The organism is Longibacter salinarum (assembly GCF_002554795.1).
Lineage (GTDB): Bacteria > Bacteroidota > Rhodothermia > Rhodothermales > Salinibacteraceae > Longibacter > Longibacter salinarum.
On record NZ_PDEQ01000001.1, the window covers coordinates 78,729 to 99,786 of the forward strand.

The 21,058-nt window shown below is 58.8% G+C and carries 14 protein-coding genes; 8 read left to right on the plus strand and 6 right to left on the minus strand.

The window, feature by feature from the left end:
• Positions 1-68: 68 nt before the first annotated feature.
• Positions 69-1,535, minus strand: coding sequence for an aldehyde dehydrogenase family protein (locus CRI94_RS00305; RefSeq protein ID WP_098073668.1), 1,467 nt, complete (start codon positions 1,533-1,535; stop codon positions 69-71).
• A gap of 425 nt (positions 1,536-1,960) precedes the next feature.
• Here CRI94_RS00305 and pncA point away from each other — a divergent pair, with 425 nt between their 5' ends.
• Entirely contained in the window at positions 1,961-2,581 is a 621-nt protein-coding gene (gene pncA / locus CRI94_RS00315) for a bifunctional nicotinamidase/pyrazinamidase (protein WP_098073670.1), read from the plus strand.
• A 63-nt stretch (positions 2,582-2,644) separates the two neighbouring features.
• Here the strand turns inward: pncA and CRI94_RS00320 are convergent, their stop codons facing one another.
• Entirely contained in the window at positions 2,645-4,237 is a 1,593-nt protein-coding gene (locus CRI94_RS00320; RefSeq protein WP_245846015.1) for a bifunctional aminoglycoside phosphotransferase/ATP-binding protein, read from the minus strand.
• Between the two features lie 306 nt (positions 4,238-4,543).
• Here CRI94_RS00320 and metG point away from each other — a divergent pair, with 306 nt between their 5' ends.
• Positions 4,544-6,676, plus strand: coding sequence for a methionine--tRNA ligase (metG, locus tag CRI94_RS00325; RefSeq protein WP_098073671.1), 2,133 nt, complete (start codon positions 4,544-4,546; stop codon positions 6,674-6,676).
• Positions 6,677-6,905: 229 nt separating this feature from the next.
• Positions 6,906-8,576: a M1 family metallopeptidase gene (locus CRI94_RS00330; RefSeq protein ID WP_098073672.1), complete on the plus strand. Its 1,671-nt coding sequence runs from the start codon at positions 6,906-6,908 to the stop codon at positions 8,574-8,576.
• 111 nt (positions 8,577-8,687) lie between these two features.
• On the opposite strand, the gene lpdA is transcribed toward CRI94_RS00330, so the two are convergent.
• From lpdA to CRI94_RS00355, 4 genes are all read right to left on the minus strand, one after another.
• Positions 8,688-10,106: a dihydrolipoyl dehydrogenase gene (lpdA, locus tag CRI94_RS00335; protein ID WP_098073673.1), complete on the minus strand. Its 1,419-nt coding sequence runs from the start codon at positions 10,104-10,106 to the stop codon at positions 8,688-8,690.
• Positions 10,107-10,347: 241 nt separating this feature from the next.
• The gene (locus tag CRI94_RS00345) at positions 10,348-11,559 is read right to left on the minus strand and encodes a murein hydrolase activator EnvC family protein (protein WP_245846016.1); all 1,212 of its coding nucleotides are present in this window, start codon (positions 11,557-11,559) and stop codon (positions 10,348-10,350) included.
• 95 nt (positions 11,560-11,654) lie between these two features.
• Positions 11,655-12,455, minus strand: coding sequence for a lipoprotein insertase outer membrane protein LolB1 (gene lolB1, locus CRI94_RS00350; RefSeq protein WP_179862089.1), 801 nt, complete (start codon positions 12,453-12,455; stop codon positions 11,655-11,657).
• A gap of 152 nt (positions 12,456-12,607) precedes the next feature.
• Complete coding sequence (locus tag CRI94_RS00355) at positions 12,608-14,347, minus strand: tetratricopeptide repeat protein (RefSeq protein WP_179862090.1); 1,740 nt, start codon at positions 14,345-14,347, stop codon at positions 12,608-12,610.
• Between the two features lie 401 nt (positions 14,348-14,748).
• Here CRI94_RS00355 and CRI94_RS00360 point away from each other — a divergent pair, with 401 nt between their 5' ends.
• From CRI94_RS00360 to CRI94_RS00380, 5 genes are all read left to right on the plus strand, one after another.
• Positions 14,749-16,770, plus strand: coding sequence for a CBS domain-containing protein (locus CRI94_RS00360; protein ID WP_098073678.1), 2,022 nt, complete (start codon positions 14,749-14,751; stop codon positions 16,768-16,770).
• 37 nt (positions 16,771-16,807) lie between these two features.
• On the plus strand, positions 16,808-17,383 hold the full coding sequence (locus CRI94_RS00365; RefSeq protein ID WP_098073679.1) for a hypothetical protein: 576 nt from the start codon (positions 16,808-16,810) through the stop codon (positions 17,381-17,383).
• Positions 17,384-17,772: 389 nt separating this feature from the next.
• Complete coding sequence (locus tag CRI94_RS00370; protein WP_098073680.1) at positions 17,773-18,021, plus strand: ferredoxin; 249 nt, start codon at positions 17,773-17,775, stop codon at positions 18,019-18,021.
• Positions 18,022-18,068: 47 nt separating this feature from the next.
• The gene (locus tag CRI94_RS00375; protein ID WP_098073681.1) at positions 18,069-18,878 is read left to right on the plus strand and encodes a hypothetical protein; all 810 of its coding nucleotides are present in this window, start codon (positions 18,069-18,071) and stop codon (positions 18,876-18,878) included.
• 673 nt (positions 18,879-19,551) lie between these two features.
• Positions 19,552-21,042, plus strand: a complete 1,491-nt coding sequence (locus CRI94_RS00380) for a BamA/TamA family outer membrane protein (RefSeq protein WP_098073682.1) — start codon at positions 19,552-19,554, stop codon at positions 21,040-21,042.
• Positions 21,043-21,058 lie beyond the last annotated feature (16 nt).

The following is a 21,058-nucleotide window of genomic DNA, read 5'->3' on the forward strand; positions in this document are numbered from 1 at the left end:
AAACGATTGCTTCGGAAGGGAGCGAACGGTTCAGTCACCGTGGGGAAGGGCGACCGCGCTGACGAAAGTTACAGATACTTCAGTGCCGCGTCAATCATGCGGCGAGAGAGAGATCCGTATGGAGGATAAATATAGCGCATCAATTTCGATCCGTACGATCGTCGCAGAACAGATCGTGCGTGGGAGAATTCGCGGAATGCGTATTTTCCATGTCCCATTCCGATGCCGCTGTGACCGTTTCCTCCAAAAGGAATGTGCGGGTTCATGTAGTGAAGCAGAACTTCGTTAATGCACGTCCCGCCTGCGTGCGTTCTCGAAAGGATCGAGTGCTCAGCAGCCTCATCGCGTGTAAAGAGGTAAAGTGCGAGCGGATTTGGCTTTTCGTTAATGCGGTCAATCGCCGAGTTCAGATCCGAAAATGGTACTACGGGAAGAATCGGGCCAAAAATCTCTTCGTCCATGATTCGTGACTCCGACGGGATGTCCGAGAGCACGGTTGGGGCGATGTACTGAGCGTCCGCGTCTGTCTGTCCTCCAGTAATGACGGTGGCGCCAGACTGCACAGCATCTGTTAGGAGGGATTGGACCCGGGAGAAATGCTTCTCATTGACGAGTCGGGCGTAGTCGGGGGTTGTACGCCGCTGTTCGTCGGTCTGGCCGTAATACTCTGATATGTAGTGAGTTATTCTTTTGAGAAATGCATCATGCCGCGATTCGTGAACGAGCGCGTAGTCCGGGGCGATGCAGGTCTGACCGGTGTTGGTAAATTTTCCCCATGCAATTTTGGCTGCCGCATCATCGACGTCCGCCGTTGCGTCGACAATAGCGGGCGACTTGCCTCCGAGTTCGAGGGTGACGGAGGAGAGGTGCTCGGCCGCGGCACGCATGACAATTTTGCCGACCTCGGGACTGCCCGTAAAGTAAATGTGGTCAAACGGGAGGTCGAGAAGGGCCTGAGATGTCTCGACCGCGCCTTCTACGAGGGCAACTTCGCGCTCATCAAACAACTCCTCGATCATCTCACGCATTACGCGGCTGCTATGCGGCGTGTACTCTGATGGCTTCACGATGACGGAGTTGCCTGCCGCTATTGCCGCAATCAGCGGGCCCAGCGTGAGGTTGAAGGGGTAGTTCCAGGGTGAAATGATAAGCACCACGCCTTTCGGCTCGTACCGAATCTCGGATGACGTACCCATGAGAAGGGGCGGCGTCGAAGCCGATTCCGAGGCCATCCACGAGTCGATGTGCTTGATGGCAAAGGACGCCTCATCCATGACGGCTTTTACTTCCGTCAAATCGGCCTCCTCAGGGGCCTTCTGAAAGTCGGCATATAGCGCATCCCGAATATCCTGACGGCGCGCACGAATACCGTCACGAATGCGCTGGATCTTGGCTTTCCGTTCCGCAGCCGTCGACTGCCGGACCGTTAGATGATGCTCCTTCTGCCGTTGAAAGAGGTTCTTCAGACGTTTGGGATCAGCGGAAAAGGATTGGTTGGTACCGGAGCGTTCGAGAGAAGCGGAAGAGACAGGCATGGAGGTCCGGGGGATACGCGAACAAATTGGCAGATCAAAAAACTTCATCTTGCTTCATATGATCCGCATGATGAGGCTTTTAGCACCTGTTTGGCGGACAGCCTTCGGCGATCCGAGGATACGGACCTCCCGCTGATCGGTCCTCACGACGCTCGCACAGAAGGCACGGGGGATCCCGCGCACCGTGTCTACTGCATCCGTGCGAACGGACCACCACCAAGCGAATGACTAGGCATGAACGGCTGCACGAACTTTTTCACAGCCCATCCGCCAAACAGGTTATTAGCGATCGAATGGAAGACAATCTTCTTACTCCAGACGGTAAACAACGAATTACTCAGAGCATACGAAACGACAGAGATTGATGCGCGGATGGCCTCCGTCACTCGTCCTTTCCTCTTTCCTGAATTCAGTATTCATCGACCATGAATGCACTTCTGATCGTAGATGTGCAGAACGATTTCTGCCCCGGTGGGGCGTTGCCGGTTCCCGAAGGGGACCAGGTTGTGCCGGTGATCAACGAACTGTCCGCCAAATTCGATCATGTGATCCAGACACAGGACTGGCATCCGGCTGGACATCGCTCTTTCGCGTCGTCGCATGACGGGAAGGAGCCGATGGACGAGATCGAAATGGATTATGGCATGCAGACGCTCTGGCCGGATCACTGCGTGCAGGGTACGGCCGGGGCTGACTTTCACCCGGATCTGACGACGACCCGCACCGAAATGGTCATTCGAAAAGGCTTTCGACCGGAGATCGACTCCTATTCGGCGTTTTTCGAAAATGACAACGAGACGCCCACGGGCCTGACGGGATACCTCCGGGAACGAGATATCGACACGCTGTTCATCGTCGGTCTGGCCGCGGACTTTTGCGTGAAATGGTCGGCTCTCGATGGCAGCAAGCAGGGATTCGGCGTGTATGTCGTCGAGGATGCGACCCGGGGCATCGATGCCAACGGCTCCCTCGCCGCCGCCTGGGACGAAATGAACGCTGCGGGCGTGCAAATTATCTCGTCTGACGCCGCAAAGACGCTCGCGTGACGCGTTTGAGGCCTGAGTCCGGTCGGTATTGATCACCGACTCGCCCAGAGATTATTCATTCTATCAGCCATCGTGAAGGCGAATCAGGGCCCGCAGGATGTCGGTGGTTGTGTCGTCGATTGACTCTCGTGTCGGGACCCGCAAATGATGGGCATCCCAGAGGGAGGACGGTGCTTCGTATCGCTTGTCGATCGTCTCCATCACATCAGGCCGGGCGTCCGACACGGAGCCGTCGTCGGTCCGTCGTTGCAGTCGCTCTCGCCGCGTGTCGTCGTCCGCAGTCAGTTCGACGAACGCATACGGGATGTCGGCATCTCTTAAGCTGTCGCGGAGGGCCGTTCGCCGGGTGGCACTACTGTACGTGGCATCGACGACGACGCCGCGCTGCTGTATCTTTACGGTCTCGATTGCGGCCTCTTCGATGGTGCGGTACACACGCTCGGTCATATCGGCACCGTACACGGCACCTCGGGCGTCCTCCGGTGTGCGCTGAAACATTGGGACGCCAGCCAGCTCTTTCCTAATTCGGTCTGAGCTCACGTGCCGCCATCCCAGTGCCTTCGCGCAGGCTTCCGCCTGTGTTGTCTTTCCGCTTCCTGTTCGGCCCATAACGACGATGGCCGTGGGGCGCGAGCCTGCTGCAGCGTAGCGGAGGGCCCATCGGTAATGCTCGCGGGCGCGCCGAATGCTCGCTGCTTTTTCGTCTTCCGGGATCTCTGTCTCGGCCGCGCGCATCCCTTCGACTTTGCCGCGGACGTATGCACGGTAGACCTTGTAGAAGCCGACGACATCGATTAGTTCTTCGTCGTCAAGTTCGTCCGCCATCCTGCGCACGAAGTATCGCGACAGGGGGCGGCACTCATGGCCGTCGAGGTCCATGGCCAGAAAGGCGATATCGCTCGCCACGTCGAGATGACGAAAGCGATCGTTGAATTCGATGCAGTCGTAGATGCAGACGCCTTTATCGGAGAGATGGACATGCTCGAGTCGCAGGTCGCCGTGGCCGTTGATGAAGTAGCCGCCCGTGCGGCGACGGTTGAGCAGCGCGGCATGTGCATCGTAGAATCGGTCTGTGTAATCCTGCAGGACGCGATACGCGGCTTTGGGCAGCAGCCATCCCGCATGATCGCGCGTCTGGTCGAAGTTCTCATCCGTGTTCACGCGGAGGTGGTCGACCCAGCCCCGCTCCGCAATTTCTGGTGCGGTTTCGAGCCCATCGTAAAAGTCGGACAGTGTTGAAACGACCCGATCAATCTCTTCCTTTGTCAGCGTGCCTTCCTCCGCATATGTGTGGAGAAAGCCGTCGGGCGGAAGATACCGCATCTTGACGGCGACCTCGACTGTTGTACCTTCGTCGGATTCGAACCGATAGCCGTCGCCCATTTTCGCCAGGTGAACCACGCCGAGATACGTATCCGCGCACAGTCTGCGATTCAGTTTGACTTCGGACTGACAGGCGGCTTCTCGTTTTTGAAGCGTCGTAAAGTCGAGAAATCCGAAGTCGACCGGTTTCTTCACCTTGTAGACGAAGGGAGGAGCGAGCGCTATGATCGAGATGTGCGTTTGCTTCAACTCGATCGAGTCCGGTTCATGAGGGTAGATGGATGGATCCTTCAGCAGCGAGCAGAGCGCGTCGACACTCGGGGACTCGGGCACAGGCGGGTAGAATCGTTGAGAACGGTGCGAGCACAGAGATGTGAAAATGACACGTTGGCGGTATGCCGCATCGGGGGCTCCGTTCCGACCCTTTGATTCCTCGAACGGACCTACGATTCTCACTTACGTCACCGGGTTTGCCGGACGCACGGGCCGAGTTCATCGATACAAAACTTAAACCTTCCGCGATATCCGGACGAAGGGGCTGAACAAGGATCCGACGTACCGTATACTACATGCCGCTTCGGGGCGTCCGCGCCTACTCCCGGGGCCTCGGTGTTCGTTTCCGCTCATCTAAAAGCTACCATGCCGAAAGACTCGCACGACCGCATTCTGGTGACGGCCGCGTTGCCGTATGCCAACGGCAACATCCACCTCGGTCATCTCGCCGGAGCGTATCTGCCGGCCGACCTCTATTGCCGCTACCAGCGTCTCAAAGGGGAAGATGTGCTCTTCATCTGCGGATCCGACGAGATGGGCGTTGCGATCCTGATGCGGGCTCTTCGTGAGGGGCGAACCCCGGAGCATATTGTGGACCACTATCATCCGATGATCCGCGACAGCTTCGACCGGTTCGGGATGAGTTTCGACTACTACGGTCGGACGAGCTCGGAGACGCACAAGGTCACGTCACAGGACTTCTTCCGAACGCTCGACGAGAAGGACGTCTTTAAGCTGAAAACGAACGAGCAGCTGTTCGATCCGGAGGCGGAGATGTTTCTCGCAGACCGGTTTGTCGTCGGCACATGTCCCGTATGCGGATACGAGGAAGCGTATGGTGATCAGTGTGAGAAGTGCGGCTCGTCGCTTAGCCCGACCGAGCTCATCGACCCGCGCAGCACACTTACGGATGCGACGCCGGTGCTGAAGGAGACGTCGCACTGGTACATCCCGCTGGGTGACATGCAGCCCGCGCTGGAAGAGTGGATCGGGACGCACCCGGAGTGGAAGAACAACGTCCTGGGTCAGGTCCAGAGCTGGTTCAACGACGGACTCAAAGACCGTTCGATCACGCGCGACGTGCCCTGGGGCGTTCCCGTACCTGAAGATGTGGCTGCGCGCCACGGTTTGGAAGCGGAGGGGAAGGTGATTTACGTCTGGTTTGACGCGCCGATCGGCTACATCTCCGCGACGAAAGAGTGGGCGCAGGAGCAGGGCGACCCCGGTCGCTGGCAAACGTACTGGCAGGACGAGGACACGAAGCTCGTTCACTTTATTGGAAAAGACAACATCGTCTTTCACTGCCTCATGTTTCCGGCGATGCTCCAGGCACACGGCGACTACGTGCTCCCGGACAACGTCCCGGCCAACGAGTTCTTGAACCTGGAGGGACGTAAGCTGTCTACGAGCCGCGGATGGGCCGTATGGCTTCACGAGTACCTTGATGATTTTGAGGAGGCCACTCACGGTGCGGATATGCTTCGGTACGCGCTCGGAACGACGCTCCCCGAAAGCAAGGACGCGGACTTCAGCTGGGATGGCTTCCAGAGCCGCATCAACGGCGAACTCGCGGATGTCCTGGGCAACTTCGTGAACCGCACCCTCACGTTTGCCGACCGTTTCTTCGATGGACAGGTCCCGCCGCTCGAGCAACCAACGGACACGGATCGAGACATGCTGGACCGGTTGCGTGAGGCGCCGGACGCCATCGGTGAGGCTTACGATCAGTACAGGATGCGGGAGGCCATTTACGAGACGATCGATCTTGCTCGCGCAGGCAATAAGTATTTCAACGACACCGAGCCCTGGCATACCCGGAAGGAGGACGGCCCGGCCGCCGGCAACACGGTTCACATTTGCTTGCAGCTATGCGCGTCTCTTTCGGTTTTGATGGAGCCGGTGCTACCGGACGCCTCCACGCGTCTCCGCGACATGCTCAACCTCAGCGGTGTGCGACCGAGCACTCCGCAGGATGATACGCCCGACCCCGACGATGACCTCATCGGATGGGACGATGCGCGTCATCCACTTCTTGCGCCGGGCCACGCGCTCGGCACTCCCGATATTCTCTTTGAAAAAGTAGAAGACGACACGATGGACGAACAACGCGACAAGCTCGGGCAGACGGACGAAGACACCACCGACACCGTCGAAGACGCCGGGTACGCGCCGATCAAAGATGAGATCGAGTTCGGCGACTTTATGGATCTGGATCTGCGTACCGGTGTGGTCACCACGGCCGAGCCGATTGAAGAGGCCGACAAACTTCTTCGTCTCGAGATCGACCTCGGGTTCGAGCAGCGTCAGATTCTGGCGGGCATCGCGGAGCACATGGCGCCGGACGAGATCAACGGACGCAAAGTGGTTGTTGTCGCCAATCTCGCGCCGAAAACGATGTTCGGGCTGGAGAGTCAGGGCATGGTGCTGATGGCAGAAGACCGGGATGGAAATCTCGCTCTCGTGTCGACCGATTCCGAGCCAGGCAGCGTGGTCCGATAGACATCGCGCCGTCGGTTTTGGAAATGAAGCGCCTCCTTGCTATGGGCGAGGGGGCGCTTTTCTTTATTGCGGCGTTTCGCTTGTCTCGGCCCGTATGTCGCGACGTCGGATTCATCTTCTTCGTGAGTGATGAGCGTAGACTCATGCACGAGGTTGTCGTGGGGAACCACGAACGCAGACATGCCTGTTACTTTGCCGTGCCCCCAACCACGCATCCCGACCTACGTACATGTTGCGCTCCCTTCGTCTTCTCCTGCTCGTCGGTTTCGCATTCCTATCCGCCGGTTGTTCAACCAATGCGTCTGGACAGGACTCGGGCGGCCCGATTCTTCCTCAGCAGGCCGCCTACGATGTCACCTACTACGACCTCAATGTCGATGTCGATACAGCGTCCCAATCAATCACGGGAGAGCTCACGGCGGTAGCAGCTGTGAAGAAGCCGTTGGAGCATTTTGTGCTGAATCTCGACACGCGGCTTGACGTCCGGGAGGTGAATATGGCGTCAGAAGGCGGAACGGTCAAGCTCCCCGTTGAAAGAAAGGCAGACCGAAACCAGCTCTGGATGAAGCTGCCGGACGTTGCTCGTCCCGGAGACACGCTCCGCGTCACGGTCGAGTACGGCGGGGCGCCCCGCGTGGCACCGCGCCCGCCGTGGGATGGGGGCTTCACGTGGTCACGCACGCCGGAGGGGGCACCGTGGATTGCGACGTCTTGCCAGACGATTGGCGCCGACATGTGGTGGCCGGTCAAAGACCACCCGTCGGATGAGCCGGACTCGATGGCGGTAAACATCACGCTCCCGCGCCCGCTCGTCGCTGCCTCCAATGGGCGCCTGCGCTCTGTCGAAGAGAACGACAGTACGCGCACGTACCGCTGGTTCGTGTCGACACCGATCAACCCATATGCCGTAGCGCTCCATGCGGCGCCGTACTCGGAGGTTGATACCACGTACGAGAGCACGACCGGGGAAGAGATTCCGGTCACGTTCTATGCCGTCCCGACCGATGCAGAGAAGGCACGATCCGCGCTACCGCATTTTCTGGATCACGTTCGATTTCTCGAAGAGACACTCGGTCCGTACCCATTTCGAGCGGACAAATACGGCATTGCGCAAACGCCGTTCAAAGGGATGGAGCACCAGACGATTATCGCCTACGGCAATGGCTTTAACCTCGAAGGCGGTCTTTACTACAATGCCGGGTTCGATGCTCTTCACTTTCATGAACTTGCCCACGAGTGGTACGGAAATCTCGTCACGGCCGGCGACTGGAAGGACTTCTGGATCCACGAAGGGTTTGCTACCTACCTGGAGGCTCTGTATCGAGAAGAGCTTCAAGGCGAAGAGGGGTACTTGAGCACCGTCCGGTTCTGGGAGGGACAAATCACGAACTCAGCACCCGTGGCACGCGGATCGGCGACGTCAGCTCAGGACATGTACGGGAGCGATGTCTACTACAAGGGCGCTCTGATTCTGCATACGCTTCGCTACGTCCTTGGCGACGAAGACTTCGCCCAACTGCTGCGCCAGTTTACCTATCCGAGCGATGAAATGCGGCGGGCGACGGACGGCTCCCAGGCGCGAACGGTGACAACAGCCGACTTCGTCCAGGCGGCGGAGCAGGTATCCGGACAGCAGCTCGACGCGTTCTTCCGCGTGTATCTGTACCAGGCCGAGCTGCCGTTGCTGGAGGTGGAGAAGAAGGACGCAGAGTTGAAACTCACGTGGACGCGCACCGGGGGGATTCCGCTGGACGTGCCGGTCCCGGTGTCCATCGATGGAGAGACGCGACGCGTAGAGTTTCAGGATGGAGCGGCGACGCTATCAATCCCGTCGGGGGCATCGGTGCAAGTCGATGAGAGGGGACGGGTCCTAAAAGATCTAACAGTTCTCTCTGAGTGACGGGGAGGGAGACAGCGCGCCCGCGTCTTTCGAAAGCAAGAAAAAACGGGCGACCCCTTGTGGGATCGCCCGTTCGAATGGACGGACATTGTCCATACCATTTGACGCACCTTAGATGTTGATCGGTTCGCCGTACGCAGCGCGTGTCGCCTCCATGATCGACTCGGAAAGCGTCGGGTGCGGATGGATCGCCTCCATGATCTCGTGACCCGTCGTCTCGAGCGTGCGAGCCGTGACGACCTCGGCGATCAGCTCCGTGGCGTCATGCCCGATGATGTGGCAGCCCAGCAGCTCGCCGTACTTCTTGTCGTAGATGATCTTGACGAAGCCTTCGTTGTGGCCCAGTGCAGCGGCCTTGCCGGAGGCTTTGAAGGGGAATTTGCCGACCTTGATGTCGTAGCCGGCTTCCTCAGCCTGCTCTTCGGTATAGCCGACAGATGCGATTTGCGGCTGGCAGTAGGTGCAGCCCGGGATGTTTTTCTTGTCCATCGGGCGGACATCCTCACCTGCGATCTTCTCGACGCAGATGATGCCTTCGTGGCTGGCTTTGTGCGCGAGCCAGGGGGCGCCGGTCACGTCGCCGATCGCGTAGACCCCGTCCACATTGGTGCGATAAAACTCGTCGACGACGATATCGTTGCCGTTGGTTTCGACACCAAGCTCTTCGAGACCGATGTCTTCGACGTTGCCGACGACACCGACTGCCGAGAGGATCTGATCCGCTTCGATGTATTCGGTCCCCTTGTCGGTTTCGACCTCCACTTTGAGCGCCCCATCGGCTTCCTCGTAGCCCTGCACCATCGCGCCGGTCATCACATTGATGCCGGCCTTCTTGAAGGACCGCTTGAGCTCTTTCGAGACGTCCGCGTCTTCTGCGGGCACGATCCGATCCTGCACCTCGATGATCGTGACATCGGTGCCCATGTGCTTGTAGAAGTAGCCGAACTCGACACCAATGGCGCCGGCTCCGACAATCACGAGACGGTCCGGGCGTTCCGTCTGAGTCATCGCTCCGGTCGACGAGACAACGTTGTCTTCGTCAATCGGGAGGGGCGGAATCTCGCGCGGACGTGCTCCCGTCGCAATGATGATATGCTCGGCGTTAATCGTTTTCTCTTCGCCGACCTGCTCACCGTCCATATTCTCGCTCGGGACGATCTCAACCGTGCCGTTGCCGGCAAGGCGGCCGTAGCCGTAGTGGACGTCGATGTCGTTTTTGCGCATCAGGTACTGCACGCCCTTGTTCATCTGCGAAGCCGCGCCTCGGCTGCGCTCAATGACCTTCGGGAAGTCCGGAGTGATTTCTCCTTCCAGGTTGAGGCCGAAATCGGAGATGTGCTTCGATTCAGCCATCACCTCAGCGCTTTTCAGAAGCGCCTTCGTCGGGATACAGCCGATATTGAGGCAGACGCCTCCCAGCTTATTCTTTTCGACAATAGCAGTTTTTAATCCGAGCTGGGATGCCCGAATGGCGGTTTCGTAACCGCCGGGACCGCTCCCGATGATCACGCAGTCGTACGTAGTAGCCATGGAGTCGAGGTGCAATAGTTGGGCCTTTCGAACATGCAAGCGCTAAAATACACGCTACCCTTCACCGTTCCCAATCTCGACTCGCGTAGCGTACGAAAGCTTCTGTGAATACGCTTCTTCCGACGAGGAGGAGACATGAAGATCGATGGACGAGGCGCAGGACGATGCGGAAGTGGAGTGCATCTCGACCTGCGATCGGATGCGGAAACGCTTCGCGCATCCATTGCCGAGACGGGTCAGGCTATCGATTCCCGAGCCAGCCAACCGGGTCGACGCTTTGGTTTTTCTTCTTGTCAAAGACGGCAAAGAAGAGTCCTGCTCCACGCGGCTCGTTTGAGGTGCCTGATCGTCCGATGACCTCGCCGGTATCGACGCGGTCGCCCTGGGCGACGAAAAGGGTGGAGAAGTTGCTGTAGACGGACAGATAATCGCCATGGCGGATGACGAGATAGGTGCCGTAACCGGGCACAAAGTCGATGCCGGTGACGACGCCCTCAAAAACGGCACGAACGGACTCCTCCGGATTCGTGGCGATGAGAATGCCCGGGTGATAGGTCTCCGTGCCGTGAACCGGGTCGACTCGGTTGCCAAATCCTTCCGTGACTGCGCCGTCCGTGGGCCAGGGGAGCGATCCGCGGTTTTGCTGGAAGGTCGCGGAAAGCCGGGCGTAGTCCGCCGCGCGGGCGGGGGCAGAGGTGGCGCCGGATACACGGTCCCGACGCTCACGAGCTTCCGCACGTGCCACGAGCTCTCGAATCTGCTGTTCAAGTTCACGTGCCGCTCGCTCTTTTCGATCGATCTCTTCTCGTAATTCCGACCGCTGATTGCGGAGTTCGGCGACGACCTGCCGGCGGTCCTTTTGAAGCTGGCTGAGGTTCTGTCGCTCCTGGCGAGCTTCCGCGAGGAGTCGTTCGGTTTTGCGCTGAGAGGCGTCGAGTTCCCGCTGTCGCTCGTTAAACTGCTGTGCTGCCGACTGGATGGCAGACTGTTGTGCGCGTCGCTGCTCTGCGAACCGGCGCAGGTACCGAACACGAACGAGCATCTGGCTCACGGACTTCGATGCCAGAATCAGGGCAACGTCATGTAGCCGCCCGTATTTATAGGCGTGAACCGCATGCGCCCGGTATTCATTCCGAAGCTCGTCGAGTTGTCCCTCTAGAACGTCGAGCGTGTCCCGAAGGTCGCTTCGCTCCTGGCGCAGCTGTCCCATGCGCTGCTCGTACGTCGACACAAGCTCCTCACGGAGTGCGATTTCGCGCCGGATCTGCTCCAGTCGATCGACGGTCGCTTGTTCTTCTCGGGTCGTCTCCTGGAGCCGCTTCTCGTCGCTCTCGATCTGGCCTTTGAGGGCTTCCAATCGCTGCTGGGTATTCTTTCGCTCGTCCGCGATGTTCTGGCCGTTCGCCCGACCCACAACGCACAACAGGACAAGGGCGGTGACAGCGTAGCGCATGATGGCGCGCGTTCCGAAAGACCGGAGTCGGACGGGCCGATGACTCATGCCAAGAAGGGGGACAGAGAGTACGAGGGAGAGCGGGACGCTCAAGATTATCGGCTGGAGGTCGGAAGATACACCCTTGGCGTTCCAGCGGGTACGTTGAAGTCAAACGATAGATTCTCGGGATCGAGGTGCATCGACTCGTATGTCAGCATGGCCATCGCCTTCTCGGGGCGGTTGCGGAAGACGACCTGCTGTGGAATCGGGACACCATCGATGGTCTTGAAATTCCCGAACATGCGCTCTTCCAGAATGTCGCCATCGTCTGACATACGGGCATACCGGATCACACGCCAGTTTACCGGGTCGATCGTATATGTGGTACGACCGCTGGGCGATGTGAGATAATAGTTCAGGGAGTCTGCACCCACGTTCCAGTTCACACTCGGGCTCGGCGAAATGAGGCCGAGCATGTTGGAAAACGCCTCCTCCGCCGTAACAGGAGCGGCGAGCAGGGACTGTGCTTCGTCGACGGTGCCCACCATCATCTGGTTTTCCATCCGATTGTGCACGAAGAAGCTGTCTCGTGTCACGAGGACACGTGCCCCCTCAAATCCAAAGCGGCTCATTCGCATCCACAGCGAGTCGTTTCGGCTCTGTCGCACTTCCGCATTGAACGTCCCGGATCGTCGCGGAGAGCGGACCGTCATGCGAGCGCGAGCCTGAAACGCCGAGAGCGTGTCGGTTTGACCTTCGATCAGACGGTGGATCTGCTGAGCCGAATGGTTCGGAAACGCCTCCGGCATTCCTGATGTCGATGTGGCCGACTTTGAGCCCGAGCAACCGGCGACAGCAAGCGCCGCAACAACGGCAATGACCAAAAGACGCGGTATCGAAAGACGTGAAGCCATGAACGTCGACGGGAAAGTCGTAAATAACGGCGTGGAGGTCACAGTACCGTGTTTGGCACCGTGCATGCACGATGACGATTGCTGCGTGATCCCCATACTTGTAAAACGATTACAGGTCTAGATTTCGTACCGGGGATGGAGCGGCACTGTGATCAGTCGTCCTGGAGCGCGTTCAGCTTCTCCTGCACGCGATCACGATCGGGTGCGCGTTGGAGAGCCTGTTTCCAGTACTCACGTGCAGCCTTTGCATCACCGAGGGCCTGCGACACGTCGCCAAAATGCTCGTACACGGATGCAGACGCCGCCCCCGTACGCAGGGCTTCTTGCAGCGTGGATTGAGCCTTTTCAAGGTCGCCCTTTTTGTAGTAGATCCAGCCGAGCGTATCGATATAAGATGCGTTTGTGCTGTCGATCCGTACCGCTCGTTTGGCGAGACGCAGCGCACGGTCGAGATGGACGCCCCGATCCGCGAGACTGTAGGCGTAATTGTTTGCTGCGTCTGCATACTCCGGATTTGCGTCCAGGGCCCGCGCATAGGCTGCGTCGGACTTCGAAAACTGCTTCATTCGTGTGTAGATGAGGCCGAGGGCGCCGTTCAGCTGACTTCGAATCTCACTCTGATCGGGATCCAGCGCGTCGATCGCCTGCTGAAATCGAGAGGCGGCGACGCTATTTTGTCCGACTTGCATCGCAGCATAGGCTGATATCCGGAGAAGGGACGCACGACCGGGAAAGAGTAGCAACCCCTCGTCTGCGACATCCGCAGCCTGGCGTGCCTGGCCCGCATGCAGAAGAGCAGCAGCTGCGCGGGTCCACCGATCGGGCGAACGCGGGTTCTTCTGAAGGGCGCGCTCAAGCAATTCTGCAGCCCGTTTGTATTCACCCGTCTCGTACTTCAGGTCGCCGAGCATCGCGAGTGCATCCTCGTGTTCTGGATCGAGCTGGAGGGCCCGCTGAAGGAGGCGCTCGGCCGTGGCGCGCAGTTCCGGGTCGTCTTCTGGGATGCGGAACTCGGAGTCATCGGTGAGCGAGCGAGCCCGGGCGACAAATTGGTCCGGAGAGGCGTCGGCGTCATTAACGATGTCTTGGAGGAGGGACTCGGCTTCTGCCGGGCGTCCGGCATCGCGATACAGAGACGCCAGCCGCATCACGACGTTGATACTGCCGGGGCGACGGCGGAGAAGGTTCTCGTACAGCTGAATGGCCTCTTGCGTCCGGCCGGCTTCCATGTAAAAGCGGCCGAGCAAGTGGGGGTATAGCTGGTCGGCCGGGCGGTGGCGCATCAGGGCGCGGAGGGACGACTCGATGCCGCCGGTATCGCCGACCTGGCGGTAGAGCTGAAGAAGTTCGAGGTGCACGCGTGGGTCGTCCGTGTCGCCTTCGAGGACGGTCTCATAGGTTTTGATTGCAGCATCTGGTTGATCCGCCTCGATCTGTGCCTGAGCCAGGTTCATGCGTGCGTCGACATTCTCGGGGTGACGCTTCAGCATCCGCTCATAGGTTCGGATCGCGGACTCAAATGCACCCGCCTGTTGCTGAAGCTCAGCAAGCTGCCGGTGGTAGGCTGCATTTTCCGGTGCCTCATCGCGGGCGCGCTCCGCGTAATATAAGGCAGACGTGGCATCGTCGATAGCGGCTTTCGCTTCGGCCAGAGCCGACAAAATCGGTGCCTGGTCAGGTGTGAGACCCAGCGCCTGTTCGTAATACGCGATGGCCGCCTCGTAATCTTCGAGAAAGGCGCGCGTCATGCCACGGACGAAGAGTTTCCGCGCATGAGTGGTCTGGCTATCCTCGAGTTCCGAGGATGACCGATGAATGCCCTGTGCACGGGCGCTCGACGGGTCGGTGACTCCCAGAACGACCAACCCCACGAGCAGGGAAACGACGACCATACTATGACGCAGTCGACAGAGGGGGCCGACCAGGACAGAAAGCAGACGATGTGTCGTCATGCGGGTCATACGGTAGCGGAAATCAGCCAGCTGAGAGTGTAGAGCGTGTCGGCATGAGAACATCGGCACTCCTCCGGGGCCGAGAGGCGATTAGAAAACGTGAGTAGAGGAGCGGGGGTTTCCACAGCAGTGCCGCCGGAGTCGACACGTTGCTCAAACCACGATTCCGGATGGAATGGAACCAAGGTTCGTTCATTGAAATTTGACGTAAGGCATTGATCCATCGACCGTTGCGTACGTGTGCATGTCGCGTCACCGGCTGATCACCCACCGGATGGACGTCGCGCCTGGTGCGTGATGCCGTACTATACTTCTCCGATATCAAATAGTGATCCAACAGCATGGGCGAGCAAGACGTGAAGCGAAAAACCGACGACGCAGTGTTGCGGGAGTTTACCCAGCACCTGCTGCGGGACGTCCGGGCGCTCGAAATGATGCTGCGCGAGGACATGTTCGAAACCGGTACGCGCCGGTTGGGAGCGGAGCAAGAGCTTTTCATGGTCGACGATCGGTACGATCCCGCTCCAATCATTGATGAGGTGCTGGAGCTGAATACGGACGAACGGATCGTCACGGAGCTCACGCGCTTCAACATCGAGTTCAACATGGATCCGCTCGTCTACGGCGGGGATTGCTTCCGGGAGATGGAGGCGGCCACGACCGAGCTGGTTGCGGAGGTGCGCAACCTCGTCAACGCGGTTGGCGGCGAGCCGGTTATGACGGGCATCCTCCCGACGGCGCATCTGTCGGACTTCGCGATGGATTACATGACGCCCCGACCTCGGTACTATGCGCTGAACGAAGCGCTGGGGCGTTTGCGCGGGGGACCTGGACAGTACCAGATCCGCGGCATCGACGAGCTCTTCCTGAAGCATGACTCGATCATGCTCGAGGGCTGCAACACAAGTTTCCAGACACATTTCCAGGTCACGCCCGAAGAGTTTCCGCGCTTCTATAATATCGCGCAGGTAGTCGCCGCGCCCGTGCTCGCAGCAGCAACGAACTCCCCGATTCTGTTCGGGAAGCGGTTGTGGAAGGAGACCCGAATCGCTCTGTTTCAGCAGGCAGTCGATACACGCTCGAGTAATTTGTACCTGCGGGAAATGAGCCCGCGAGTGCACTTTGGGACGAAGTGGGTCGAGGAGTCGGTCACGGAGATTTTCAAGGAGGACATCGCTCGCTTCCGTGTTCTCCTGACCACCGAACTTGACGAGCACCCGGTCGATGTGCTTCGAGAAGGTGGCGTTCCGAAACTGCAGGCGTTGCAGTTGCACAATGGGACGGTCTACCGCTGGAATCGAGCCTGCTACGGCATTACCGATGGCAAGCCGCACCTCCGCATCGAGAACCGCGTGCTGCCGTCCGGGCCCACCGTGGTCGATGAAGTGGCGAACGCGGCGTTCTGGTTCGGTCTTGTCAGCGCGATGGCCGAGATGTACGATGACGTATCGACGGAGATGGACTTCGACGACGCGCACCACAACTTCACGGCGGCCGCGCGGCACGGACTGTCGTCGCAGTTTGACTGGATCGATGGACGCACCTTGCCCGCACACGAGCTCATTCTGGAAACGCTGATCCCTCAGGCGCGGAAAGGGCTCGAGATATCCGATATCGACCCCTCGGATATTGACCGGTACCTGGGGGTCATTGAGGACCGCGTTGCAGCGCGTCAGACCGGTGCCGACTGGCAACTCGAATCGATTCAGAAAATGAAAGGCATGGGCACGCGGTCCGAGCGTCTGACGGCGCTGACCGGGGCCATGGTGGAGAATCAAAAGACGGGCGAGCCGGTGCATACCTGGGATTTGGCTACGCTCGACCAGTCGTACGTCCCGAACGGGATGTCGAAGTCCCGCGTGGAGGATTACATGAGCACGGATCTGTACACCGTGCATGAAAATGAGTCGATTGAGTTCGTCGCCTGCCTGATGGATTGGCAGCGGATCCGGCACGTCCTGATTGAGGACGAGCAGCATCGCCTGGTTGGCCTTGTCAGCCATCGCACGCTGCTCAGACACCTCGCCGACCGGGACGGCGCGCCGGATGGCGGTGTCCCCGTTCAAGAGATCATGATTCAGGAGCCTGTTTCCGTCGAGCCCGATCTGCCGACCGTGGAGGCGGTGAAGCTGATGCGTGAACACAAGATCGGTGCGCTTCCAGTCGTCCGAGAGGACCAGCTGGTTGGAATTATCACGGAAAGTGACTTCATCGAGATCGCCGGAAACCTTCTCGACAACACGCTTCGCTTCGATTCGCCCGACCCTGCCTCGTTCGATCACTCGGGTGAGTCGGCGTCCGAAGAAGCGGAAACCGACGAAGATGAGTCAGACGAACCGACCGACGACTCATCGGACGCGTAAGACTCTGCCCTTCGCCATTCTGACTCGAACGACCTGTATGCCCCTCTCTTCCTCGGTCCGGTCCCGTCTACTGCAACGAGCCGCGACGTTTGCCCAGGTGTGCTCATTTATCGTTCTGCTCTTCCTACCTGGATGCAGCGGGGAGGCGGAGTTGCCGCCGGATCCGCACGCCTTCGGGCGGACGATCGTATCGGCCTTGAAGGAAGCAGACGCGGACGCGTATGAGCAGTTGATCTATACGAAGCAGGATGTAGAGTACATGCTCGACCACCGGGCGGCGGCCAATCGCGACGACGAGTCGTATCGAAAAGGATGGCTCGACAGCTACGACCGCCGAAGGGAAGAAATCGAGCGCTCATTCGATCGCATCCATCGGGAGGCCGAACGACACGGCCTCAGCGACTGGAGCAATGTGACGTTCAAAACCGTCGACTTTAAGACCGTCCGCGAAGGCGATTTTACTCGATACGAAATGATCGTCGAGGTGTCCACGGAGGACGGTCGCGAATACGTGTTGACGGACGCCACATGCTGGAAAACGGATCGGGGCCTTGCTCTTCAGTCGCCGCCGACGATCCTCACGCAGAAAGGACGGCAGGGTCTCGGCCGGTAAGAGCTCCCGGACGAAAATGCAGTCACCGTTCTTATGTCGTTTCGACTTTAACAGGTCGGTATCTCCAACGGCTTCGATTCGGCAGACGCGTCACACTCTAGCAGAAGAACGTTTAAACGGATCCCGATAGCGTCATTCCGAAAACGTATTCCCTGCGATCCGGCTGGCGGAGTTTGTCGGGGTCCCGCGAGGCGTCTGGCGAAATCGGTTCGGCCGTGTATGTGTGAACGAAAGGCCGACGATAGGCGTGCTCATAGATGCTTTCCGTTCATTACAACTCCATTGCTGATGGAGTGGAACGGAGAGAGTTTCGTTCCGTGAGAAGGCTGCATCATAGACGCCGGTGTATACCGGCTGGCCTGCTCCCTTTGATTTTGATATCACACCCCATGAGCGAAGAGACAAGAGAACGCACGATCAGTGGCGTTACGGTAAAGATTGACCGCGCCCTGTGCATCGGTTCCGGCAATTGCACGAACCTCGCGCCGGAGATTTTCGAGATTGACGACCAGAACCTCGTCGACTTTCAGGACGAGACCCCGGATATCGATCAGGGCCGACTGGTGGAATCATGCGCCATTTGCCCGGTCGATGCTCTGATCGTTGAAGACGAAGACGGCGAGCAGATTGTGCCCTAGTTCGTTCAGACATCGATGAGACCCTCTCATGTCCTTCGCCTCACGTGATGTCGTCGACATCCGATCCCTCTACTTCTTCGGCGCCGAACCCGTCCGATTCCACGGACAAGGATGATGCTTCTGGGGCACCGGCGGATCCGACGGAATCCTCCGCGGGGGAAACCGCGAGGTCCGACGGTCAGGACGAGTCCATCAGGACCCGACCCTCACGACCGCTGATCCCTGATCCGATTCATCCGGCTGACGGTTCGGTGATTGACGAACGCTCGGTAACGCTCGAGTGGGAGCACGTCCCACAGGCGGAGTCGTACGAACTTCAGATCGCTACGGACCGACGCTTTGAGACCACGATTTTCGATGGTCGCGTCGGGTCCCGGTCGCGATTTACCTACAGTGGACTTCCGCCGCAGGAAGGCGTGTCGCTCTTCTGGCGCGTCCGTGCCTTTCGTTCCGACGACGGATGGACGGAGTACGGTACCGTCGGGACGTTCGAACTCGCGGACTGGCATCCCGACCAACCCGACATTCCGGAGGATGACCGTGTGGCAAGTCGAGACTCAGGAAAGGCGACATCTTGGCGGTCGCGGGCCGCAGTTGTGGCTACGATCGGTTCCGCGATCGCGGTTGGACTGTTTGTCCTGTACGTGGACTGGGGACCGGAGACCGAGACGACGCGGCAGACAACGCTTCCGGGAGATACGATCGACATGAGACCACAACAACCCATTCCCAACGAAGACGGCGAAACGTACCGGATTTCAATTGACGAAGCCATGAAGCAGTACGTCGAGCAATCGGGAGGGACGTGGCAGGACGACACCTCTGAAGCACGTCAGAATGGTCCTCAAACGCCCTAAAGCCCGCTTTTTGTCGTCATAATATGACCTGCAGAACGAGCGATGACCATCCGGTGTCATCGCTCGTTCTATTTTCAGTGCCGAATGTACATGACGGCTGGCGTGTCGCTCGACGGGCTATGGAAAATCGTCCCGAACCCTGATGGTGGTTGACTATTTGTTTCTTTCTCGCCGAAACCACTGGATAAGAGCACCCGTGGCAATACCGAGGGCGAGGAGCAAAAGGTACCAGACCGTACTACCTACGAAGGATTCCATGGATTTAGGGGAGAGGGGGAAAGGACGCTGTCTCTGTCGCACGAAAAGCACGGACCGTGAGATCCGCAGTTCATTGCACGGTTCGTCACCTCTTCGTAGATTCTGAAATGGACACAGCAGCCTTTTGCCGGTAAAACGGTATTCGAGGTTTAGTGCAAAGCGGTCAGTTTGTCGGAGATGCTCCGCGCGAAATCTCCATGGAGCCGTCGAACGAGTCTTGTAGCAGGTTCGAGAGTAGAATCATTCTGTGAAGGCTACCTGACGAGCAAAGGAGCTTCACGAGGCGAAACCCGCGCGAAGTCCGCGGTCCGAGAAGGTCCGCGACACAGCATTTCAACGTGCCTAGCGTGTGCGACCCGTTACGTCTGTCCGTCTCACTGATCCGACATCTCTTTTGAATACGTGCACCGCCATCATGAGAGCCACTCTGTCGCCTCCATCTCGGTGGGCGTGGATGGCGTGTGTCGTGTGTACACTTTTTGCGTACATCGTTTCGTCTCCGGCCCGTGCGCAGTCACAGGCAGACGACCGCGGATCGTTGGATCAGTGGGTGCCTCCTGCGGCTCCGGTCGTCACTCCCTCACCGGACACGACGGCAGGAACGGTTCTCGAAGAAGAGGATCTGCCGGATGTGCAAACGGACGCTGCTGAGAGTCCCGTTTTCGTCGAAAGCGGGGATAGCACACGTGCCGCCCGCTGGCGAGCCCTGCGCGAGAAGAAAGCGCGCACGATGGAGCCGCCGAAGCCGTCACTTGCTGCGCGCGTCATCTCGTTCTTCGAGCGGAATCGGAGCCTGGTTTTGTCGGATCGGCTCGTTCTCGACATTCCAAACACAGAGCTTTTCGGTATCCAGCCGGTGCTCGGTGGGCTCCAGGGGGAGGCCGGACTCACGGCGGGACTGTACTATCCGTTGCCGGTGCTCAACGGACCCGGTAGACATTCGCACGTCCAGGTCCTGGGAAGCCTTCGCCGGTACTGGGGAACCGAACTCATCGGCGGACTGGAGCATGGTCCATGGATCGGTTACGGATTTGCGCGCTACAGCCATCGGGCGTCGGAGAGTTTTTATGGCATCGGACCGAATACCGAAGTCGAGAATCGTTCGCTATACCAGTACGATCAGGGAATTGTAGGCGGTCTGGCTGGATATTCGATCGGCGATCGTATGCTCGTGGGTGGACATCTGTCGTATAGTGTGGACCAGGTCGGGCCTGGGCTTGACGACAGTGCTCCGGATGTCTCAACCGCGTTTTGGGAGGCTCCCCCGCCAGGCGTACGCATGGCGACCGATTACGGCATCGGAGGCATCTTCGCCGAATATGATTCGCGCAACGCGTCGTTCAACCGGACCTACGGCCGCCGATTTGCGCCGACAGAGGCGCGACTTCGAGGCATTTCACTCGACGCAACCGACGGATATTACATGTCGGCCAGCCTCACGCACCATCAGGATCTCTCGATGCGCGAGTACTCGTACTCTCGGCTGACGCTCGACGCTCAGCAGTACTTCACGCTGGAGCACGGTATGCAGCGCGGGCTCGCATTCCGACAGTTTCTATCGATCACGGAGAGTCCGAACGGACAGACGATTCCGTTTTACAGGATGCAGTCGATTGGCGGATCGACGTCCCTCCGTGGATTTACCGGCGGGCGGTTTCGCGATCGGAATGTGATGTTGTCCACGGCAGAGGTGCGCTGCCGCATCTGGCATCGGCTTGACATGGCACTCTTCACCGATGTCGGCCAGGTGTTTTCCCGAACGGAGGAGATCCGTCTGCAAGATATGAAAGTAGGATATGGGGTCGGTTTTCGGTTTCGATCATCTCAGGGAGTGGTCGCACGTTTTGAAATTGCCAGAAGTGTCGAAGGCTTCTCGACATACCTAAAATTTGGTTCGATCCTGTAGTCCTAACGCATGTTAC

Coding starts and splice junctions, on each gene's coding strand:
- CRI94_RS00305 (WP_098073668.1), bottom strand. CDS start 1,535: ATGCCTGTCTCTTCCGCTTCTCTCGAACGCTCCGGTACCAACCAATCC.
- pncA (WP_098073670.1), top strand. CDS start 1,961: ATGAATGCACTTCTGATCGTAGATGTGCAGAACGATTTCTGCCCCGGT.
- metG (WP_098073671.1), top strand. CDS start 4,544: ATGCCGAAAGACTCGCACGACCGCATTCTGGTGACGGCCGCGTTGCCG.
- CRI94_RS00330 (WP_098073672.1), top strand. CDS start 6,906: ATGTTGCGCTCCCTTCGTCTTCTCCTGCTCGTCGGTTTCGCATTCCTA.
- lpdA (WP_098073673.1), bottom strand. CDS start 10,106: ATGGCTACTACGTACGACTGCGTGATCATCGGGAGCGGTCCCGGCGGT.
- CRI94_RS00345 (WP_245846016.1), bottom strand. CDS start 11,559: ATGCGCTACGCTGTCACCGCCCTTGTCCTGTTGTGCGTTGTGGGTCGG.
- lolB1 (WP_179862089.1), bottom strand. CDS start 12,455: ATGGCTTCACGTCTTTCGATACCGCGTCTTTTGGTCATTGCCGTTGTT.
- CRI94_RS00355 (WP_179862090.1), bottom strand. CDS start 14,347: ATGGTCGTCGTTTCCCTGCTCGTGGGGTTGGTCGTTCTGGGAGTCACC.
- CRI94_RS00360 (WP_098073678.1), top strand. CDS start 14,749: ATGGGCGAGCAAGACGTGAAGCGAAAAACCGACGACGCAGTGTTGCGG.
- CRI94_RS00365 (WP_098073679.1), top strand. CDS start 16,808: ATGCCCCTCTCTTCCTCGGTCCGGTCCCGTCTACTGCAACGAGCCGCG.
- CRI94_RS00370 (WP_098073680.1), top strand. CDS start 17,773: ATGAGCGAAGAGACAAGAGAACGCACGATCAGTGGCGTTACGGTAAAG.
- CRI94_RS00375 (WP_098073681.1), top strand. CDS start 18,069: ATGTCGTCGACATCCGATCCCTCTACTTCTTCGGCGCCGAACCCGTCC.
- CRI94_RS00380 (WP_098073682.1), top strand. CDS start 19,552: ATGAGAGCCACTCTGTCGCCTCCATCTCGGTGGGCGTGGATGGCGTGT.